Raw genomic sequence first — 16,589 nt, 5'->3', positions numbered from 1 at the left:
ATTACTAGTTACCTAGTAACAACCCAAATGTAAAATATTTTTTTAAGTTACGAAAACATATCTTTAACTTTTTCAAAAAAAGATTTGTCGCTTTTTTCAGGGCTTGGGACAAAGTTATCCTCTTGGAGCGATTTCTCGAAAAACGCCTTTTGCTCCTTGTTCAAATGCTTGGGCGTCCATACGTTTACGTGTACGAGCAAGTCGCCGCTACCGTATCCGTTCAGGCTTGGAATACCCTTTCCTTTCAAGCGCAAGATCTTGCCCGATTGGATGCCTTCTTCCAATTTGATGCGTACTTTTCCGCCCACCGCATCAATGTCTTTAGAGATACCCAATACGGCTTCGGGAAAGCTGATGTACAAATCGTAATGCAGGTTCTCGCCTTCGCGTTTGAGGAATTCATGCTCGACTTCTTCGATGGCCACAATCAGGTCGCCCGGCAGGCTGTTGGTACCCGGGGCTTCGTTTCCTTTGTTGGACACTTTGAGCTGCATGCCGTCGACGACGCCCGCAGGAATCTTGATCGATACGGTTTCCTCGGCGATGACCAGGCCTTGCGCATCGGCATCGGCTGGTTTTTTGTCGAGGATTTGTCCCGTGCCATGACAGGTAGGGCACGTCGAAGCCGACTGCATCCTGCCCAGGATCGTATTGGTCACGCGCATCACCTGACCTTGCCCATTACAGGTAGCACATGTTTTGTAGGTGACGCCTTGGGCCTGTACTTTTCGTTTGACTTTTACTTTTTTCTCGACGCCGCCCGCGATGTCTTCGAGCGTCAACTTGACCTTGATGCGCAGGTTCGATCCCTTGGCACGTCGTTGTCCGCCGCCACCGCCGAAACCCGAGAAACCGCCACCGAACGCGCTCCCGAAAATATCGCCGAACTGACTGAAAATGTCATCCATGTTCATATGGTGACCGCCGCCGAATCCGCCTGCTTCGAAAGCCTGGTGCCCGTACTGGTCGTACTTGGCCTTTTTGTCAGGGTCGCTCAAAACTTCGTAAGCCTCGGCTGCCGCCTTGAAATTTTCTTCGGCCTGCTTGTCGCCCGGATTCTTGTCTGGGTGGTATTTGAGCGCCTTTTTGCGGTAGGCTTTTTTGATCGCGCCGGCATCGGCACTTTTGTCGATCCCGAGTATTTCGTATAAATCTTTCTTCATCTTGATGGATTATTGTCCGACGACCACTTTAGGGAATCGGATGATTTTGTCGCCCAGTTGATAGCCTTTCTCGATCACGTCGACGATTTTTCCTTTGAGTTCTGGTGATGGAATTTGGGTGATTGCTTCGGCAAAATCGGCATTGAAAGCGTCGCCAGCCTTTACGGCTACTTCTTCTAACCCTTTCGAAACGAGTGTTCCTTTGAGTTTTTCGTGGATGAGTTGCACGCCTTTGGTGAGCGCCTCGTCGCCCGATTTGGAAATTTCTGACATGGCCCTGTCAAAATCGTCAAGCACCGGCAGCATCGACTGCAACACCTCTTGGTTGGCCGTCTTGAACAATTCCAGTCGTTCCTTGGCGGTACGTCTTTTATAGTTTTCGAACTCGGCAAACAAACGCAGGAACTTGTCTTTTTCGGCGTCGAGTTCCTTTTTGAGCTGTTCTTCAGCGGTTAACTCTTCGATGATCAACTGCTCGCCATTGGCATTCGCTTCTAGAGTTGCCTCGTCGAGCTCTTTTTCATTTTCCGTATTTTCGGTCGTCATTTTATGTTGTTTTTTAAAAATATTTTTCATCGCATGGCGCGTGGCAAAAGTATTGCCATTTGACCAAAAATGCCAAATTGTCACCCTATTTTATTTCGTATAGATCGTGGCGCCCTGACGTCCATCGATATTTAACACAAAAATTAATAGAATTTTAAGACTATTTCGATTTCGTATTGGTTATGTTTGTTACCCTGAAAAGAAAATCAGGCCCGATTTGAAATCTTTAAGGTTGGCCGAAAGGCTTCTCAATATTATTAATTCACCACATATTGAAGAAAAAGCGCTGTAGTACACAGCGCTTTTTTTTATCGTTTTGGCTGTCATCCACAGAAATCTTTTTGATGTCAAAAAAAAATACGCTCCTAATCATTGTTATTGAAAAGTTTATCGTAATATTGCAATATAAAAATATTTAAATGGGAGCCACCAAAACCGAACATTTCACCAATCGGCAAAACCAAATCGCCATTCTGGCCAAAGCGCTGGGTCATCCCGCAAGAGTTGCCATCATTGAGTACCTGATGGGTGTTGACACTTGTATTTGTGGCGATATCGTCAATGTGCTGCCGCTCGCCCAGCCTACTGTTTCCCAACATTTAAAGGAACTCAAAAACGCGGGGTTGATCAAAGGAAACGTAGAAGGAAATGCCATTTGCTATTGTATCGACGAAACCGCTTTGGAAATACTGCAAGGCTATTTTGCCATTGTTTCAACCAGTCTTGAAAAGAAGAAAAACAACTGTTGCTAATCCAATAAAATCGCAATCATGAAACTGTCTGAAATCAAACAAATTTTAGAAACCGCCGAAACGGTGCGCTTTAAGCTCGACAATGGCACTCTGGTTCCCGAACATTTTCACGTAACCGAAATTGGCGTAATCTCGAAACATTTCATCGATTGCGGCGGAACGGTGCGACAGGAAAAAGTGGCCAACTTTCAACTGTGGGATGCCAACGATTTCGAACATCGGCTCAAACCAGCAAAACTCCAAAAAATAATAGCGCTTTCGGAAAAGGTTTTGGAGATCGAAGATTTGGAAATCGAAGTAGAATACCAATCGGGAACCATCGGGAAATACGACCTGGGATTCGATGGCCACCACTTTGTGCTGCTCGCAAAACAAACGGCTTGCCTGGCGAAAGAGAATTGCGGAACACCAAAACAAAAGCGCCAACTGTCGGAACTCGAAACCCCTTGCTGCTTGCCCGATGGAAACTGCTGTTAACTTTTTTATCAAATACAAAAAGCCGCTGGTGATCACGACTTCGGTTGTGGTTTTGCAATTGCTTTTTGGTTGGGACGCGAAATTCTTTATCATCAATCTAATTTGGTTACTTGTATAATTATGAAGAAAATCTTAGTGCTTTGTACGGGAAACAGCTGCCGAAGTCAAATCGCAGAGGGCTATCTTCGCCATTTTGCGAAAGACAAAGCCGAAATCTACAGTGCCGGTGTCGAGACGCACGGCGTAAACCCGAAAGCAATTTCAATCATGAAGGAAGATGGAATCGATATTGCTGCACACACTTCTAACCATATTGATGAATATTACGAAATTGACTTCGACTTTGTCATAACAGTTTGTGATAACGCGAAAGAGAATTGCCCTTTCTTTCCAACAAAGGCAAAGAAATTCCACCATAATTTTCCCGATCCGGCCAAAGCAACGGGAAGTGAAGACGCCCTTTTACAGGAATTCAGAAATGTCCGCGAACTGATCAAAGCGTATTGCGGGACTTTTGTGGCGCAAAATTTATGACCGCTCCTTAGCCGATGTTGCGGACTTCTGTTCACAAAAGCTGCGGTAGCTGCGGCAACTCGACTGACTTGAATACAGGTTTTTGTTGCAAAAACCGAAAACCGATCGGGATCACTTAAGAATACAGATTTTCCTCACCCTTGGTATCGAAAAAAATTGTAGGTTGTCCCTAGTAAGGGAAGGGGGAGTAAGGTTTACCCCTAAAAAACCACGCCGACATTGAGATACAGAGAATCCGCACTTTTTGTTAAAAAACAAATGAGATTGTAGAATTTTGTCCTGCTGGCATTCATGGGTATTACGGCAACAAGTTTTCCAACGCCGATTCCAACGTCGGGTACCTGAATTCAAAGCCGTTGTCGACCGCCTTTTGCGAACTCACTTTTTGGCTCGTGAACAGCAACAGATGCATCTCCCCCAAGACCAACTTCATCACAAATCGTGGGATGTGCGGGAGCCACAACGGCTTTTTAAGCTTGCCCGCAATGGCCTTGGTCATTTGCGCATTGGTCACCGGATGCGGCGCCGTAGCATTGTAGATGCCTTGCCAGCCTTTGAGGACGGCAAAGTAATATTGGTGCACCAGATCGTCGACATGTATCCAGGACTGCCATTGTCGCCCGCTGCCGAACGGCGCACCCATGCCCATGCCGATGGGTTTGATCAACTCCTGCAACATGCCTCCTTTCTTGGAAAGTACAAGTCCTGTACGAATTTTGCAAACGTTGATGTTGAGCGATTTGAATTTGTCTACCGACGCTTCCCACTTGACGACCACTTGGCCCAAAAACGATGCGTCGACCTCTTTTTCGTCCTCGGAATAGGTCTTTGAAAGATCGTCGGGATACACGCCTATGGCCGATGCCGACAGGAATTGCCTTACCTGATGCGGGTTGTTCTTGAGCAACTTGTAAAGCAAATTGGCCGACACGATACGGCTTTCGATGATTTCCTGCTTGTAGCGTTCGGTCCAACGGCCAGAGATGGGCGCGCCCGCGAGATGGATCACCACGTCTACGCCCAACATACAGTTCTCGTCGATGACACCCTGTTGCGGGTTCCACAAAAAACCCTTGAAGTTGGGTTCGTCCTTGAGGTCTTTGGGGGAAAGCGTCAAATAATGCACACTGTGTCCGTTTTGCAACAGCAATGCACTGAGTTCGGAACCGATCATTCCTGTTGCACCGGTAATCAATAACTTCATGGATTGGAATTTTGCTGGCGTGCGCCTTGCCCCAAAATTACGCCCCTGTCGCTCAAATTAAATGTTAATTGGGTAAGGTTTAACGCGGCTATCTGGCCTTGACGGTCCATTCGAAGTGCATTTCGGAAACAATTTCCCCGTTGCCGTTCACACCTGTAGATTGCATCCAGCAGGTTTGCCCCTCGCCTGTTTCTACCGCTTTTTCGATCGCTTGTTTGATGGATTCGCCGTCCCGACAACTAAAAACGATACGCCCCGTTGCCTTCTTGTGGTAGGTAGATTTGTGCGCGGCCACCAACATCGAAATCTTATGTTCCGATTGGTTGATGTGGCGCATGACGAGCGCACCCGTCGACAATTCGGCGGCCATGGCCTGCACGGCAAAATACATCGATTTGAACGGATTCTGGTTGATCCAACGGTGCGTGACGGTTGTCGTACAGCAGCCATCGTCGATGGTTTGCGTACGCACGCCACACCAAAATGCGGCCGGTAATTTAAAAAAAAGGAAGGTGTTGATCTTTCGCGGAGAAACAGACATAACGCATTGTATTTACTGCAATATAGCACTTTAGACTCCAGATTTCGGATAAATCTTATTGTTAAATTTTTGTTAATAATTAGTACTATGCAAAACAAGATACTGGTTTTTGAATATATATTTGCATAAGAAATTACTATCCAACATTTAGAACTATGGAAACCAATAGTACCAAAAACACCGCCGCGCTGATCCACCTGAGCACGCTGACCCAATACCTGATCCCGTTCGGGAATTACATTTTCCCGATCATCATTTGGAGTGCTACCAAAGACAAATCGACATTCATCGACCAACAGGGCAAACGCGCCATCAACTTCCAGTTGAGCCTGTTCCTCTACTCGTTGGTGTTGTGTCTGATTGCCTTTCCTGTACTGTTTGTTACCGTATTCAAGAATGTCTCGATGTCGAGCATCTTTCATGGCGAAGATTGGATACTCGAAGATTTCAGCCTGGCCAACGTCACTGGTATCGTGGCCGTAGCCATCATCGCCGCGGGGTTCTTCTTCTTGCTCAAGGTGGTCGAATTTTTCCTGGTCATCTATGCATCGGTACAATCCTCGAACGGCGAAGACTTTAAATATCCACTGACGATTCCATTCCTAAAATAACGAAGTTTCAATCATCAATCACAATCAATCATCACCCGAGGCGTAGCCGAACTGTTTGGAGCGCAGCGGAAAAAATCAATCAATCATCAATCACCCGTGAAGCCGTACTTTTCTTTCCTGATCCTCATTGTTTTTTGCCAATTTCATTGGGGATCAGGAGTCACGGCCGAACAAAAAACGAACGTGTAACAGCTTAAGCGAAGAGAAAATGAAAACTGAATTAAAAAACAACCGAAATCATGAACATTGAAAACACAAAAGCACAGATGCGCAAAGGTGTTTTAGAATTCTGTATCTTATCGGTCTTGAAAGAGAAAGATGCCTATACTTCTGAAATATTAGACACTTTGAAAAACGCAAAATTACTGGTCGTAGAAGGCACGGTGTATCCGCTGCTCACGCGATTAAAAAACGACGGATTGCTCAACTACCGTTGGGAAGAATCAACCTCGGGACCGCCGCGCAAATACTACGGGCTTACCGAAAACGGCAAAATTTTCCTCAATGAACTCAACGGCACCTGGACCGAATTGTCCGATGCGGTAAACATAATCACAACAAACCAAAAATAAAAGTCATGAACAAGACAGTAAACATAAATTTAGGCGGTATGTTTTTCCACATCGACGAGGATGCATACCAGAAATTGACCCGTTACTTCGATGCCATCAAGCGGTCGCTTTCGAATTCGACCGGACAGGACGAAATCATCAAGGACATCGAAATGCGCATTGCCGAAATCATCTCTGAAAAACACACACACGACAAACAAGTCATCAATGTGCGCGAAGTCGATGAAATCATCGCGATCATGGGCCAGCCAGAAGATTACCGCATCGAGGACGACGGCGAAAACAAACAGGAATCCGCCAATTTCGACTACGTGCGCAAATCCAAAAAACTCTACCGCGACACCGACAAAGGCATGATCGGCGGCGTTTCTACCGGACTCGGCCACTACTTTGGCATCGACACGGTTTGGATACGTATCTTCTTCGTACTGTTCGTATGTATCAGCTTTGGTACGGGCGTCGTGGCCTATATCGTGCTGTGGGCCGTAACGCCTGCCGCCGTGACCACAGCCGAAAAACTGGAAATGACGGGCGAACCGGTCACGATCTCGAACATCGAAAAAAAAGTCCGTGAGGAGTTCGACAACGTTTCAGAAAAACTAAAAAGCACCGACTACAACAAAGCGGGCGCCCGTGTCAAAACGGGTTTCGAGCGCGCCATGGGAAACGTGGGTGATGTGTTCTCGGTCATCTTCAAGGCGTTTGCCCGTGTACTGGGTGCGCTGATCGCGATTTTCGCCGGGATGTCGTTGATTGGTCTGGTGATCGGCTTTTTCACGCTCGGATCGACCTCGTTCGTAGACATGCCGATGCAGAACTACATCGATGCGCTCAATTACACCGATTTGCCGATGTGGACCATTGGGCTGCTCGGGCTTTTTGCCATCGGGATTCCATTTTTCTTCTTGTTTTTGCTCGGGCTCAAGTTGCTCGTCGACAATGTCAAATCGATCGGCACCGTGGCCAAGCTCACCTTGCTGGCCGTATGGTTGATTTCGGTCGGTATCCTGGCAACGTTGGGCGTCAAGCAGGCCACCGAGGTCGCGTTCGACGGCAAAGTGATGCACAAACAAACCTTGCAACTGACGCCTGGCGATACGTTGCAGATCAAGTTCCGTTATAACGACTATTACGCCAAAGACATCTACCACCGTCACGACTTTTTGTTCACGCAGGACGAAGCGGGCAAGGATTTGATCTATTCGAATGAGGTGGCGTTCCACATCCTCAAGACCGATGAAGTCGCGCCTTACCTGCAAATCGAAAAACAAGCGCACGGCAAATCGCTCGCCGAGGCCAAGAAACGCGCCGAGAAAATAACGTACGGGTACAAGTTCGAAGGCAACCAGTTGATCCTTGACAACTACCTGCTCACCGAAATCAGCAACAAATACCGCGACCAGGAAGTTGAAATTTTCCTATATTTACCAAAAGGAACCGTGTTCAAGACCGACGACAGCGTCGAAGAGTTCGACCGCTCAGACGACGCCTTCTTTAACCTGCATTTCTCGGGCAATTACAAGTACCGTGTAGACGAAGACCAGGTCAAGTGTTTGGACTGTCCGCCCGAAGAAAATGATTGGGATGACGTAGAAGGCGACATGGACACCGCTACAGATTCTGTGCACACGCTGATCCTCAACGAGAAAGGCGTGCTCATCAGAAACGACAAAAAAGAAGTATCGCGTGAAGTCAAAAGCGTCAAGATCAACCAAGACGGCATCACCATCAAAACCGAATAAAGATGAAAAAAGTAGCATTATCCCTGGCATTGTCGCTGTCCCTGGCGCTTACCGGTTGCAAATACGATGTCGATCTGGGGCTGGGTCCTGGCATCAAAGGCGACGGCAACGTGGTCACCGAAAACCGCAACAACAGCACGCCTTTCACGGCCATCGAAATCAGCCGCGGGCTGGATCTTGAGGTCACGCAATCGGCCGATGCATCGATTACGGTGATCGCCGACAAAAACCTGCAGGACCACATTTCGACTGCCATCAACAACGGCGTGCTCACCATTACGAGCGATGTGAACATCGGCAACGCATCGTCCAAGAAAATAGTCGTCAAGTTGCCCAACATCACCAGTTTGCAGGCATCGAGCGCGGCGAGCATCACCGGGACGGGCACCATCAAAAGCCAGAACCTGGGACTGTCTACCAGCAGCGCGGGAGGCATCGACCTGAACGTGGAGTCCGACAACCTCACGCTCGAAAGCAGCAGCGGCAGCTCGATGAGACTCAAAGGCAAGGCGCTCAAGCTCGACATCGACACCTCGAGCGGCAGTGTCGTCAACGCCGAGTCGTTGCTGGCCAACGACGTGATTTGCGATGCGTCGAGCGGCAGTTCGATCGAAGTGCAGCCATTGGTAAGCCTCAACGCCAACGCTAGCAGCGGCAGCCACGTAAGTTACCGCGGCACGCCTAAGCAGGTTTCTAAAGACGCCAGCTCGGGCGGCAGCATTACGCTACAATAAAACAAAATCCCGTGTATGCGGGATTTTTTATACCCCACCCAAAAACCAAATCCTTGTAACAAACCAGCGGGCCATCCGTCCCATGCAAACCAATCCAAAAAACGACCATGGAGTTAATCATCAAGAACCTAGACAAACAATACGGCAACGGCGTACACGCGCTGCACGACGTTTCACTCACCATCAACAAAGGCATGTTCGGGCTGCTTGGGCCCAACGGCGCGGGAAAATCGTCACTGATGCGCACGCTCGCGACCTTGCAGGATGCCGACACCGGATCGGTGACATTGGGCGACATCGACGTGCTGGCCGACAAAGCATCGGTACGGAAAGTATTGGGCTATCTGCCGCAGGAATTTGGCGTATACCCGCGAACATCGGCCGTCGATTTGCTCGACCACCTCGCGCTGCTCAAGGGCTTCGAATCGGGTGCCGACCGCAAGCAAATGATCGAACAGTTGCTCGTCAAAGTCAATTTGTGGGAGCACCGCAAAAAGGCCGTGGCCAGCTACAGCGGCGGGATGCGCCAGCGTTTTGGCATCGCGCAGTGTTTGATAGGCGACCCCAAACTGGTGATCGTAGACGAGCCTACGGCGGGTCTTGACCCGGGTGAACGCAACCGTTTTTACAACATCCTGAGCGAAATTGGCGAGAACATCATCGTGATCCTATCGACGCACATCGTACAGGACGTACGCGAGCTGTGTACGCAAATGGCGATCATGAACCACGGCCGCGTGCTTTTTAGCGGAAAGACCGACGACGCACTGCTCGAGGTGCGCGACAAGGTGTGGGAGAAAAAAGTCGGCAAGGCCGAACTGGCCGATTACCAACAGCAATACAAAGTCATTTCGAACAAACTCGTGGGCGGGCAACCGTTGATCCACGTATTTTCGGAAGCGGCGCCGGGCAACGGTTTCGACCGCGCCGAGGAAAACCTTGAAGATGTCTTTTTCGCCAAACTCAACCAACTCGTCTAAACCGAACTGCCATGTGGAAATTTATACGTTTTGAATTGCGGTATTGGCTTTCGACGCCAATGGTTTGGATCTTTATGTTCATTTATGCGTTGTTCGCTTTTTTTGCGACCGCTTCAGACAATGTGGTGATTGGCGACACGGCGGGCAATGTGTTCAAGAATTCGCCGTACCAGATCGAGAATTACTATGTAACCATGTCGATCGTATGCCTGCTCATGACCACGGCGTTTATGAACGCGACGGCCAACCGCGACTTCCAGTACGGCATGCACCAGTTCGTTTTCTCGTCGCCGATCAAAAAAAGGGATTACTTTTTTGGCAAATTCATCGGGGCGGCGCTTATTTCGACGCTCCCTACGATAGGGCTCTCGATAGGTACCTTGCTCGGACCACCCCTGGCCAGTTTGTTCGACATGGCCCCGCCCGAGCGTTTTGGCGAGGTCTATTGGTCGGCGCACTTACAAGGCTTGTTGTCGTTCGGGTTGCCCAATGTGATCATTTCGGGCGTGTTGCTGTTTTCGCTGGCGATCATTTTCAGGAGTACCATCGTTTCGTTCATCGGGTCGATGTTGATGCTGGTGTTTTACATCATTTCGGGAACCTTTACACGCGACATCCAGGACGAATGGCTGGCCAACCTGCTCGATCCGTTCGGACGCAAACCGTTCGACATCATGACCAAGTACCTGACGCCTTCGGAGAAAAACTTCAGCGTTGTGCCGCTGGCCGACGAACTGCTTGTCAACCGATTGGTGTGGCTTGGCTTTGCCATCGCGATCCTGTGTTTGGTGTACTGGCGTTTTTCGTTCAATACGCGCAAGGAAAAAGCCAAAAAAGAAAAGACTGCCAAGGCAGTTCCCGTCCCTTCCTTGGTCGACAAGGCCTTCCAGCCGAACAAAGCCGGTGTTTTTTCGTGGCGCACATTTTTGAATTTGATCGTATTCGAAACCAAGTCGGTCATTAAAAATCCAACGTATATCATTGTCATGGCTATCGGTTTGATCATACTTGTGGTCAACCTTGCTACCCTAACCAGCCAATTTGGGACGACGCGCTATCCCGTGACGTACATCGTTGTCGATAACATTGAAGATGCGTTCAATATTTTCATGTACGGGTTCATGGCCTTCTACACCGGTGTATTGGTCTGGAAGGAGCGTGATGCCAAAATCAATGAAATCGAAGACGCCACGCCAATCGGCACCGGCACGCGTCTGGCTTCGAAAATTATCGCGATTATGTTGGCCATCGCTTTGGTGATGCTTTTTTCGATCGTTTTGGGGATCATCACACAAACGCTTTACGGTTACACGCGTTATGAAATAGGGGTGTATTTCAAATCGCTGCTGGTGATCAGGATGACCAAGCTGTTTTTCCTTTGCGTGTTGTCCTTATTGTTCCATTGTTTGATCAACAACCGGTACATTGCATGGTTTGCGTTTGTGGCGTTCGTAATTGTCAACTCGTTCATTTGGCGATTGCTGGAAATCAATACGAACATGTTGACGTATGGACGTTTGCCATTGATTACTTATTCTGACATGAACGGTTTTGGGCCGTTTGTCCCAGGAACAATCTGGTTCAGCGTGTATTGGGCTTTGTTCAGCCTGCTGTTGTGTTGGGTCATTGTCGGGTTCTACACGCGGGGCAAAGAGGAACAATTCCGCTACCGATGGTTGCAGGCGCGCAAACAATTTGTACGCCGTAGATTGGCCATTGGCTTGAGCTTGTTGGCATTTGTGCTTTGCGCCGGATTTGTGTTCTACAACACCAAAATCAGCAACTTGAATGACGCACCCGACGAAACCGAAAACAAACAAATCCAATACGAAAAGCGGTACAAAAAGTTCGAAAATCTGGCCCAGCCGCGCTACACGCAAATCGACTACCAAATCGACATCTTCCCCGAAACGCGGGGTTTGACTACCAAAGCCACGGCGTGGGTCAAAAACATTTCGGGCCAGCCGATCCCTGACATCCACTTCACGATGCCCGAGCTCAGCGAAGACGTCGAGATCGAACTGGCCGGAACACTCAAGGAAAACGACAAAGACTTACCTTACCGCATCTACACACTCAACAAACCGTTGTTGCCAAACGATTCGATCAAGATCGTCGTCGCTTTGCAAAAAAAACACATCGGTTTCGAGAACGAAGTCAGTTTTACGCAACTCACGCAAAACGGCACTTTCTTTAACAATACCGACATCATGCCGTCTATCGGCTACAACAAAGACGCAGAAGTGGCCGACAAGAACCGACGGGCGAAATTGAAACTGCCCAAACGCGAGCGCATGCCCAAACTCGACGACAACAACTTGACGGCGCGTGCCAACACCTATGTCGGCGCCGATTCGGATTGGGTGATGGTTAACACCGTCATAAGTACATCCAAAGACCAAACCGCGATTGCGCCAGGCTCGTTGGTAAAATCATGGACCAAGGGCGATCGCAAATATTTCAACTACAAGCTCGACCAAAAGGCGCTCAATTTTTACTCGTTCATCTCGGGACGCTACGAGGTGGCGCGCCAAAAATGGAACGGCGTAGACCTTGAGGTGTACTACGATCGTCAGCATGCCTACAATGTGCCGAATATGTTGCTGAGCATGCAAAAATCGCTCGACTATTACACCTCGAACTTCGGGCCGTATTTTCACAAACAGTGCCGTATCATCGAATTCCCGCGGTATGCTTCGTTTGCACAAGCCTTTCCGGGCACCATGCCGTACAGCGAGGCGATTGGTTTTATCACCGATTTGCGCGACGTGAAACAAAAAGACATCGACATGGTATTTTATGTGGTCGCGCACGAAATGGGACACCAATATTGGGCGCACCAGGTTTGCGGCGCGAATATGCAGGGCAGCGAACTCATGAGCGAGGGATTTGCGCAGTACTCGGCGCTGATGGTCATGGAAAAGGAATACGGCAAAGACAAGATGAAGAAATTCCTCGAGTATGAAATGGACGACTACCTCAACGGCCGCAGCGGCGAACTCGAGGGCGAAAATCCGCTGATCAAGACCGAAAACCAGCAATACATCCACTACAACAAGGCCAGCGTGGTCATGTATTACCTCAAGGAAATGATCGGCGAGCAAAAGGTCAACGGGGCCTTGCGCAACCTGATTGTCGATTACGGCTACAAGAAACCGCCTTATCCTACGGCCAATGCCGCGTTGCGCGAACTTAGAAAAGCCACGCCCGATTCGTTGCAATACCTGATCTCGGACATGTTCGAGAAAATCACGCTGTTCAACAACCGCGTGCTGACCGCGCAATACAAAAAGGTTTCGGGGGGCTATGAGGTGACCGTCAAGACATTTTCGGAAAAATTCCACGCCGATGCCATGGGCGTGCAAACGGTAGCACCATTGGTCGATTATGTAGACATTGCCGTATTCGGTGAACCCGAAGACGATGCCAACCTCGGAAAAGTGCTCGCACGAAAACGGGTCAAGGTCACGCAAAAAAACAATGCTTTTACGTTTAAAATCAAAGCGTTGCCTTATCAAGTCGGGATTGATCCTTTCAATTACCTGATCGACAGGGTGCCCGACGACAACCTAAGGAAAGTAACCCAGTAATGTACGGCATCGGGTAATTTTGCGTTTTCTTTTCGTTATTTTTTGCTCTTTGTCGACGCTAAAATGATGCGGCGGGTTGCTTCTAAAAATATTTTTATATATTTGGAAACCCCGAGAATTGCTAACCCTACAGCAAATACGCATACTTAATGGCATTCTTTTCAAAGGAAAAAATAAAGTGGATATTTAGGCGGCATCCGTTATTGTACTATACCCGATACCTGCTATTGGCCAAGAACAACCGCGCCGATAAGATAGATCATTTGGGCGGCTATGCCGACACCAATACGCCATCGGACATCCCGCAGTCGTACTTCGAGGTCAATCAAAAAATCGAAATCGAGCAGGACGCCGATGGACTCGATAAAGGTATGGCCATCGCGCGGTACTTGCGAAAAAACGTCAAAGGTGGCCGCGGACTGGGGTATGCTTCGGACAAAACTTTACAGATGATGCTTGAGGGCAATGGCGGTGTTTGCAGTGACTTTTCGCAAATCTTCAACAATTTTTGTCTGATCAATGGTGTCCGAGTAAAAGAATGGGGATGTATCGACCGTTTTTTTGACGCACGATTTGCCCACACCTTCAACGAGGTGTACTCTGAAAAATACGGCAAATGGGTCGCCATGGACGTACAACACTGTTTTTGCTTTGTGGCCGAAGGCGACAATGTGCCACTTTCGGGCATCGAGGTCTTTAAGCGATCGCGCGAAGGAAAGTCGAACACATTCTATTTTTTTGAACCCGATTACCGCCCGCATTCTACCGAACGATTGAAAAACATATACAACGCCAAGGCCATCCCGTTCCTGATCATCAACTACCGCAACCGCGAAATCGATAGCTATTTCAACAGATTTCGTGGTAAGTTCCCGGTGTTTGTTGTGTCGGCGATGCTCATTTTGCTGCGCAAGAATTTCCATTTCCTGTTCGTGATGGACAATTATAAAATCAAATTACTGCCGAAGTATTTTCAAGACCTGGCCACCAAGTGACCGGTTTTAAAAAAAACAATCATTGCGTATATTTGTCCCAAATCTAACCCCATGAAAAAACCATTACTATTCCTACTGTGTTTGGTGGCGCTGTCTGGCCACGCACAACGCGAAAAAATCAAAGGCTCTAAAATCGTTACCGTCGTCCAGAAGGAAATCGACGAATTCGACAACCTCGAAGTATCGGATAACCTTGAGGTATTTTTGGTCAAAGGCGACAAATGCGGCGTAGAGATCGAAGCCGATGACAACCTGCACGAAGCCATTTCGGTGGTGCAACACGCCAATATCCTACAACTTTCGGCGCGTCAGGAGCCCACATCCTACAAAAAATTCAGCGTGCGCATCACCTACACCGGCGATTTGAAGATGGTGACGGCCAAAAACGACGCCAACGTCACGGCGCTGGCCGAACTGTCGCTCGACAATTTTACGTTCAAGGCGCTCGACGGCGCTAAGATTTTTGCCAATGCCAAGTGCAAGAACTTTACGCTCATCGCCAACGACAAAGCAAAGATCGAACTCAACCTTACGGGCGAACAAACCCATATCGAGCTCAGCAAAAGTGCGCAACTCAAGGCCTTGATTTCGTCGGCATTCCTCAAAATCGACATGTACCAGAAATCGACTGCCGTGGTCGAAGGCGACAGCAACGACATCAAACTACGTCTGGACAACAACGCCAATTTTACGGGAAAAAACCTCACAGCCAAGAACGCCAACCTCATCGCCGAGGGCTACAGCGTGTGCAGTATCTTGTGCAACACCTGGATGGCCATCGAGGCTTCGGGCAAGGCCGAGATTTCGCTGTACGGCGACCAGAAAATAGACCTGCGCAGGTTCCAGGACAACGCGACGCTTTACAAGAAACCGACCAAGTAAAAAAAATCCCGACCTGATGATCGGGATTTTTTTATGGATTGCTTCGGATGCTTATTCTTGCGACGCCAGGAAACGTTCGGCATCGAGCGCGGCCATACAGCCTGTTCCCGCTGCGGTGATCGCCTGACGGTACACGTGGTCGGCCGCATCGCCTGCGACAAAAACACCGGCCACATTGGTATGCGACGTACCGGGTTTGTTGATGATGTAGCCCGTTTCGTCGAGCGTGATGTAATCTTTAAAAATATCTGTGTTGGGTTTATGGCCGATGGCCACAAAGAAACCGGTGGCCGGAATGACCAATTCTTCGCCGGTCGAGCGGTTGGCCACCTTGACGCTGCTCACGACCTGGCCGTCGCCGATGACTTCGACCGTTTCGGTATGCATCAAAATTTCGATGTTCTCGGTTTTGCGTACGCGCTCCTCCATGATTTTCGACGCGCGGAATTTCTCGCTACGCACGAGCATGGTCACTTTCTTGCAAAGTTTGGACAAATAGTGCGCTTCTTCGCAAGCCGAATCGCCTGCGCCTACGATCACCACTTCTTGGTTGCGGTAGAAGAAACCGTCGCAAACCGCACAGGCCGAGACGCCGCCGCCGGTTTGCAAATAGTGCATTTCGGATGGCAACCCCAAGTACTTGGCCGAGGCACCCGTAGAGATGATTACCGTTTCGGCGTGGATTTCCTTGACGTCATTGACCCACACTTTGTGTGGACGCGCCGAAAAATCGACTTTGGTGATCCAACCGTCGCGCACATCGGTTCCAAAACGCTCGGCTTGCTTTTGCAACTCGACCATCATCTCGGGACCGGTAATGCCGTCGGGATAGCCCGGAAAGTTCTCAACTTCGTTGGTGGTCGTGAGTTGCCCGCCGGGTTGCGCCCCTTGGTACAACACCGGATGCATGTTGGCACGCGCAGCGTAAATGGCGGCCGTGTAACCCGCAGGCCCCGACCCTATAATCAAACATTTTACTTTTTCGATATCTGGCATGGTTGTATGAATTTTGAGGCACAAAAGTAAAAGAATCTTGCCGATTTTTTCTTCGGAAGCCATCGGTTTTTGCTATCGAACTATTCACAATAGACGCTAATTTATGAACAGCCACACTATTTTAAAAAATACTTTTGTCAAAGCAAAAAATAGTTTTATATTTGCCACCGCTTTCGGGGTGTAGCGTAGCCCGGTTATCGCGCCTGGTTTGGGACCAGGAGGTCGCAGGTTCGAATCCTGCCACCCCGACAAAGCAAATCCCTGTCGATG

The 16,589-nt window shown here is 48.9% G+C and carries 16 protein-coding genes and 1 tRNA gene; 12 read left to right on the top strand and 5 right to left on the bottom strand.

The window, feature by feature from the left end; translation table 11 throughout:
- Window positions 1-47: 47 nt before the first annotated feature.
- Window positions 48-1,163 (bottom strand): molecular chaperone DnaJ, encoded by a 1,116-nt coding sequence (gene dnaJ / locus BLP55_RS00090; protein ID WP_091139805.1) that lies wholly within the window; start codon window positions 1,161-1,163, stop codon window positions 48-50.
- 9 nt (window positions 1,164-1,172) lie between these two features.
- The gene (locus tag BLP55_RS00085; RefSeq protein ID WP_091140694.1) at window positions 1,173-1,709 is read right to left on the bottom strand and encodes a nucleotide exchange factor GrpE; all 537 of its coding nucleotides are present in this window, start codon (window positions 1,707-1,709) and stop codon (window positions 1,173-1,175) included.
- Window positions 1,710-2,128: 419 nt separating this feature from the next.
- Between BLP55_RS00085 and BLP55_RS00080 the strand changes: the two genes are divergently transcribed.
- The 3 genes from BLP55_RS00080 to BLP55_RS00070 all read left to right on the top strand — a co-directional run bounded on the left by BLP55_RS00080 (window position 2,129) and on the right by BLP55_RS00070 (window position 3,472).
- The gene (locus tag BLP55_RS00080; protein ID WP_091139803.1) at window positions 2,129-2,461 is read left to right on the top strand and encodes an ArsR/SmtB family transcription factor; all 333 of its coding nucleotides are present in this window, start codon (window positions 2,129-2,131) and stop codon (window positions 2,459-2,461) included.
- 18 nt (window positions 2,462-2,479) lie between these two features.
- On the top strand, window positions 2,480-2,938 hold the full coding sequence (locus tag BLP55_RS00075) for a DUF6428 family protein (RefSeq protein ID WP_091139800.1): 459 nt from the start codon (window positions 2,480-2,482) through the stop codon (window positions 2,936-2,938).
- A gap of 120 nt (window positions 2,939-3,058) precedes the next feature.
- Entirely contained in the window at window positions 3,059-3,472 is a 414-nt protein-coding gene (locus tag BLP55_RS00070; protein ID WP_091139798.1) for an arsenate reductase ArsC, read from the top strand.
- 298 nt (window positions 3,473-3,770) lie between these two features.
- On the opposite strand, the gene BLP55_RS00065 is transcribed toward BLP55_RS00070, so the two are convergent.
- Together BLP55_RS00065 and BLP55_RS00060 are read right to left on the bottom strand one after the other, a co-directional pair.
- Complete coding sequence (locus BLP55_RS00065) at window positions 3,771-4,676, bottom strand: TIGR01777 family oxidoreductase (RefSeq protein ID WP_091139794.1); 906 nt, start codon at window positions 4,674-4,676, stop codon at window positions 3,771-3,773.
- Window positions 4,677-4,764: 88 nt separating this feature from the next.
- Window positions 4,765-5,217 (bottom strand): DUF4442 domain-containing protein, encoded by a 453-nt coding sequence (locus BLP55_RS00060; RefSeq protein WP_091139792.1) that lies wholly within the window; start codon window positions 5,215-5,217, stop codon window positions 4,765-4,767.
- Between the two features lie 155 nt (window positions 5,218-5,372).
- On the opposite strand from BLP55_RS00060, the gene BLP55_RS00055 reads away from it, so the two are divergent.
- From BLP55_RS00055 to BLP55_RS00020, 8 genes are all read left to right on the top strand, one after another.
- Window positions 5,373-5,828 carry a DUF4870 domain-containing protein gene (locus BLP55_RS00055; protein WP_091139788.1) on the top strand — a complete coding sequence of 152 codons (456 nt, stop codon included), beginning with the start codon at window positions 5,373-5,375 and terminating at the stop codon, window positions 5,826-5,828.
- Window positions 5,829-6,067: 239 nt separating this feature from the next.
- On the top strand, window positions 6,068-6,400 hold the full coding sequence (locus tag BLP55_RS00050) for a PadR family transcriptional regulator (RefSeq protein WP_091139784.1): 333 nt from the start codon (window positions 6,068-6,070) through the stop codon (window positions 6,398-6,400).
- A gap of 5 nt (window positions 6,401-6,405) precedes the next feature.
- The gene (locus tag BLP55_RS00045) at window positions 6,406-8,142 is read left to right on the top strand and encodes a PspC domain-containing protein (protein WP_091139781.1); all 1,737 of its coding nucleotides are present in this window, start codon (window positions 6,406-6,408) and stop codon (window positions 8,140-8,142) included.
- Window positions 8,143-8,144: 2 nt separating this feature from the next.
- On the top strand, window positions 8,145-8,876 hold the full coding sequence (locus BLP55_RS00040; RefSeq protein ID WP_091139777.1) for a head GIN domain-containing protein: 732 nt from the start codon (window positions 8,145-8,147) through the stop codon (window positions 8,874-8,876).
- A gap of 107 nt (window positions 8,877-8,983) precedes the next feature.
- Window positions 8,984-9,856 carry an ABC transporter ATP-binding protein gene (locus BLP55_RS00035; protein ID WP_091139775.1) on the top strand — a complete coding sequence of 291 codons (873 nt, stop codon included), beginning with the start codon at window positions 8,984-8,986 and terminating at the stop codon, window positions 9,854-9,856.
- 11 nt (window positions 9,857-9,867) lie between these two features.
- Window positions 9,868-13,446 carry an ABC transporter permease/M1 family aminopeptidase gene (locus tag BLP55_RS00030; protein ID WP_091139770.1) on the top strand — a complete coding sequence of 1,193 codons (3,579 nt, stop codon included), beginning with the start codon at window positions 9,868-9,870 and terminating at the stop codon, window positions 13,444-13,446.
- Between the two features lie 149 nt (window positions 13,447-13,595).
- The gene (locus tag BLP55_RS00025) at window positions 13,596-14,441 is read left to right on the top strand and encodes a transglutaminase domain-containing protein (RefSeq protein WP_091139766.1); all 846 of its coding nucleotides are present in this window, start codon (window positions 13,596-13,598) and stop codon (window positions 14,439-14,441) included.
- 51 nt (window positions 14,442-14,492) lie between these two features.
- Window positions 14,493-15,323: a GIN domain-containing protein gene (locus tag BLP55_RS00020; protein WP_091139762.1), complete on the top strand. Its 831-nt coding sequence runs from the start codon at window positions 14,493-14,495 to the stop codon at window positions 15,321-15,323.
- A 51-nt stretch (window positions 15,324-15,374) separates the two neighbouring features.
- On the opposite strand, the gene trxB is transcribed toward BLP55_RS00020, so the two are convergent.
- Window positions 15,375-16,319, bottom strand: coding sequence for a thioredoxin-disulfide reductase (gene trxB, locus BLP55_RS00015; protein WP_091140693.1), 945 nt, complete (start codon window positions 16,317-16,319; stop codon window positions 15,375-15,377).
- A gap of 174 nt (window positions 16,320-16,493) precedes the next feature.
- On the opposite strand from trxB, the gene BLP55_RS00010 reads away from it, so the two are divergent.
- A tRNA-Pro gene (locus BLP55_RS00010) sits at window positions 16,494-16,568 on the top strand.
- Window positions 16,569-16,589: the final 21 nt, after the last annotated feature.

Source organism: Flavobacterium caeni (assembly GCF_900101895.1).
In the GTDB taxonomy this organism is placed as follows: domain Bacteria; phylum Bacteroidota; class Bacteroidia; order Flavobacteriales; family Flavobacteriaceae; genus Flavobacterium; species Flavobacterium caeni.
The sequence above is the reverse complement of the archived record's forward strand: the minus strand, read 5'-3'. Positions and strand labels throughout refer to the sequence as shown.

Coding starts and splice junctions, on each gene's coding strand:
- BLP55_RS00020 (WP_091139762.1), top strand. CDS start 14,493: ATGAAAAAACCATTACTATTCCTACTGTGTTTGGTGGCGCTGTCTGGC.
- BLP55_RS00080 (WP_091139803.1), top strand. CDS start 2,129: ATGGGAGCCACCAAAACCGAACATTTCACCAATCGGCAAAACCAAATC.
- BLP55_RS00030 (WP_091139770.1), top strand. CDS start 9,868: ATGTGGAAATTTATACGTTTTGAATTGCGGTATTGGCTTTCGACGCCA.
- BLP55_RS00040 (WP_091139777.1), top strand. CDS start 8,145: ATGAAAAAAGTAGCATTATCCCTGGCATTGTCGCTGTCCCTGGCGCTT.
- BLP55_RS00045 (WP_091139781.1), top strand. CDS start 6,406: ATGAACAAGACAGTAAACATAAATTTAGGCGGTATGTTTTTCCACATC.
- dnaJ (WP_091139805.1), bottom strand. CDS start 1,163: ATGAAGAAAGATTTATACGAAATACTCGGGATCGACAAAAGTGCCGAT.
- trxB (WP_091140693.1), bottom strand. CDS start 16,319: ATGCCAGATATCGAAAAAGTAAAATGTTTGATTATAGGGTCGGGGCCT.
- BLP55_RS00050 (WP_091139784.1), top strand. CDS start 6,068: ATGAACATTGAAAACACAAAAGCACAGATGCGCAAAGGTGTTTTAGAA.
- BLP55_RS00070 (WP_091139798.1), top strand. CDS start 3,059: ATGAAGAAAATCTTAGTGCTTTGTACGGGAAACAGCTGCCGAAGTCAA.
- BLP55_RS00065 (WP_091139794.1), bottom strand. CDS start 4,676: ATGAAGTTATTGATTACCGGTGCAACAGGAATGATCGGTTCCGAACTC.
- BLP55_RS00060 (WP_091139792.1), bottom strand. CDS start 5,217: ATGTCTGTTTCTCCGCGAAAGATCAACACCTTCCTTTTTTTTAAATTA.
- BLP55_RS00035 (WP_091139775.1), top strand. CDS start 8,984: ATGGAGTTAATCATCAAGAACCTAGACAAACAATACGGCAACGGCGTA.
- BLP55_RS00085 (WP_091140694.1), bottom strand. CDS start 1,709: ATGACGACCGAAAATACGGAAAATGAAAAAGAGCTCGACGAGGCAACT.
- BLP55_RS00075 (WP_091139800.1), top strand. CDS start 2,480: ATGAAACTGTCTGAAATCAAACAAATTTTAGAAACCGCCGAAACGGTG.
- BLP55_RS00025 (WP_091139766.1), top strand. CDS start 13,596: ATGGCATTCTTTTCAAAGGAAAAAATAAAGTGGATATTTAGGCGGCAT.
- BLP55_RS00055 (WP_091139788.1), top strand. CDS start 5,373: ATGGAAACCAATAGTACCAAAAACACCGCCGCGCTGATCCACCTGAGC.